Origin of the sequence: Desulfovibrio sp. 1214_IL3152, from assembly GCF_036763055.1 — a bacterium.
In the GTDB taxonomy this organism is placed as follows: Bacteria; Desulfobacterota; Desulfovibrionia; order Desulfovibrionales; family Desulfovibrionaceae; genus Desulfovibrio.
Map to the genome: position 1 here is coordinate 1 of NZ_JBAIYW010000552.1, position 2,536 is coordinate 2,536.

The following is a 2,536-nucleotide window of genomic DNA, read 5'->3' on the forward strand; positions in this document are numbered from 1 at the left end:
TGCCCTGGCCCGGGAACTGGCCGGGCGGGGTTTTCAGGTCTGCCTGACCGGCGCGCCCGGCGATGCGGCAAGGAATGCGGCTTTTCTTGTCGATCATTCGGACTGTCCCGCCGTATCCCTTGCGGGTGATCTGTCGCTTGCCGGACTTGCCTGGATGTTTTCCAGGGCGGCAGGGGTTGTTTCTGTCAATACGGGGACCATGCATCTGGCGGCCCTTGCCGGCGCGCCAACGGTAGGGCTGCACGGGCCTACCAACCCGCTCCGCTGGGGTCCCTGGGGCAGGAATGTCCAGAGCCTGCTGCCGCATTCGGGGGCCTGCGCCTATCTGAATCTTGGTTTTGAATATCCTGATCCGCCGGTGACCTGTCTGGAGAACCTGCCCGTGAGCGATGTGCTGGACGCCCTTGAGCGCATGGGGCTGCGAGAACGCGCTTTTGCGGGCGACTGATCTTCCGGTCTGAAGGTCTCACACTTCATTGCACGCGCGATGCCTCAGGAGTAGCCATGCGACTGCCCGATTTTGAACTGGAAGTGTTTTTCAGCCGCTACGAGTTTTCCACACCCTACCTGCTGGCACAGTCCGACTGCGAGAGCCTGAGTATTGATGATCTGCTGGCTCTGGAGCCGGACCCGGAAAAAGCCCGGCACGATTTTTTGCAAACCCGCCTGGGCTACAGCCCCAATGACGGCAATCCCGCCTTGCGCCGGGCTGTGTCGGGCCTCTACAGGCATATGGCCGAGAGGGATGTGTTGTTGTTTACCGGCGCGCAGGAAGGGATATTCGCCTGCATGAATGTGCTGCTGGAGCCGGGCGACCATGTCATCTGCCAGTTTCCGGGCTATCAGTCCCTGTATGATCTGCCGCGCGCTCTGGGCTGCACGGTGGATTTCTGGCAACTGGAAGCTGAAGGGCAGGAAGGCGGTTGGCGGCTTGATCTGGAGGCCCTCAAAAAACTTATCCGCCCCGAAACCAGGCTTGTTGTCGTCAACTCGCCGCATAATCCCACAGGCTTTGTGCTTGATGCCCGCCAGACCCAAGAGCTTTGCGCTCTGGCGCGGCAGCACGGCATCTGGATATTCGCTGACGAAGTTTACCGGGGGCTGGGCCGGAATGCGCGCCCGGGGGAAGAAGACCGCGGCTGTGAAGAAATTGCGCCATGGCTGTGCGATGTGTATGAGCGCGGCATTTCGCTGGGCGTCATGAGCAAGGCGTACGGGCTGCCCGGCGTGCGGGTGGGCTGTCTGGCCTGCGGCGATGCGGGGCTTATGCACGTCATAAGCCGCTACAAGAACTATCTGAGCATCTGCGGAGCCACGCCGTCGGAATCGCTGGCCTGCACGGCTCTGGCTCACGGCCCTGAGCTTTTGCGGCGCAGCAGGAATATCATTCAGGAAAATCTGCGTGTTGCCGATGCGTTTTTTGCGCGCTACGCGGCTTTTTTTACCTATAACCGGCCACAGGCCGGCCCCATAGGTTTTCCCCTGCTTCATCTTATTGAATCTTCTGAAGAGTTTTGCATCCGGCTGGCGCGCGAGGCCGGGGTATTGCTGCTGCCCGGCAGTGTGTACGGCCTTGCGGCCCCTTATGTACGCATGGGTTTCGGACGCAAGAGCTTTGCCGCAAACCTTGCCGTGCTGGACGGCTGGCTGCAAAGGCAAAAAACAGTCTGATATTTTGCGGCGCTGCCGTTTTATGGGCAAGCCCCGACCGGCAGACGGCAAAGGCCCCGGAATTGCTCCGGGGCCTTTGCCGTTGTGAAAGCGCAAGGCCGTTTCACCTTGAATTTTTTCACGGCAGGGTGGGCAGACATTCGCCACGAAGGCCAGACGCCGTGGCAAGCGCTGTACCCCGCTGGGAAGCAGGCTCTCAACGAGGTACAGTTTAAAATTCAGGCACGTCCGCCGGTTTGCCGTCCTTGACCTTGTCGAGATAGCCGGCCCACGCCTCGCCTATGGCAAAAAGGCGTTCTTTGGGAAGGGCCTTGCTGTCATAAAGGATGAGCACAGACCCGCTAACGGGATTGCACTCCACCGACGTGACTCCGGTAATGGCCTTCATGCGGGCTTCGGCAAGGGCGGCCACGGATGCGTTGCAAAGGGCGGGGTGGCGTATGCGCACGCGGCCGTCCACAAAGCTGCGCACATATTTAAGAAGACGCAGGGTGTTCAAAATGGCTCTCCTCGCCCGGAAGGGCCTTTTTCGGCAAATGCGGGCGCATGGCGTTAAGGGCCACTCCCAGGGTCGTGACGTTGTGCAGCAGGGCCGAAACACCGGGGCCGATAATCATGAAAAGCCCACCCACAAGAAACGCGCTGTTGAGCGCCAGGGTGGACACAAAGTTGAAGTGTATGCGCCGCAGGGTTCGCCTGCCCAGCAGCCGGGCATTGACAAGCCCTTCAAGGCTGGGATGGAAAACACCCACAACGGCAAAGTGCTGCCGCGTGAATACCTGAAAGAAGCATGGGAATTTACCCGCGAGCGCAATCTGGCGCTGCATGTTGACGGTGCGCGTATCTTTAATGCCGTGGTGGCTTA

At 60.1% G+C, this 2,536-nt stretch carries 4 protein-coding genes; 3 read left to right on the forward strand and 1 reads right to left on the reverse strand.

Going from position 1 to position 2,536, the window contains the following annotated elements; translation table 11 throughout:
* Together V6C07_RS11640 and V6C07_RS11645 are read left to right on the forward strand one after the other, a co-directional pair.
* A partial coding sequence (locus V6C07_RS11640) for a glycosyltransferase family 9 protein (protein ID WP_333536642.1) occupies window positions 1–448 on the forward strand: 448 nt, incomplete at its 5' end.
* A gap of 56 nt (window positions 449–504) precedes the next feature.
* Window positions 505–1,671, forward strand: coding sequence for an aminotransferase class I/II-fold pyridoxal phosphate-dependent enzyme (locus V6C07_RS11645; RefSeq protein WP_333536643.1), 1,167 nt, complete (start codon window positions 505–507; stop codon window positions 1,669–1,671).
* A gap of 211 nt (window positions 1,672–1,882) precedes the next feature.
* Here the strand turns inward: V6C07_RS11645 and V6C07_RS11650 are convergent, their stop codons facing one another.
* Window positions 1,883–2,170 carry an HMA2 domain-containing protein gene (locus tag V6C07_RS11650; RefSeq protein WP_333536645.1) on the reverse strand — a complete coding sequence of 96 codons (288 nt, stop codon included), beginning with the start codon at window positions 2,168–2,170 and terminating at the stop codon, window positions 1,883–1,885.
* A 238-nt stretch (window positions 2,171–2,408) separates the two neighbouring features.
* Between V6C07_RS11650 and V6C07_RS13435 the strand changes: the two genes are divergently transcribed.
* Window positions 2,409–2,536: beta-eliminating lyase-related protein (locus tag V6C07_RS13435; protein WP_442891936.1), on the forward strand; the 128-nt coding region annotated here is incomplete at its 3' end.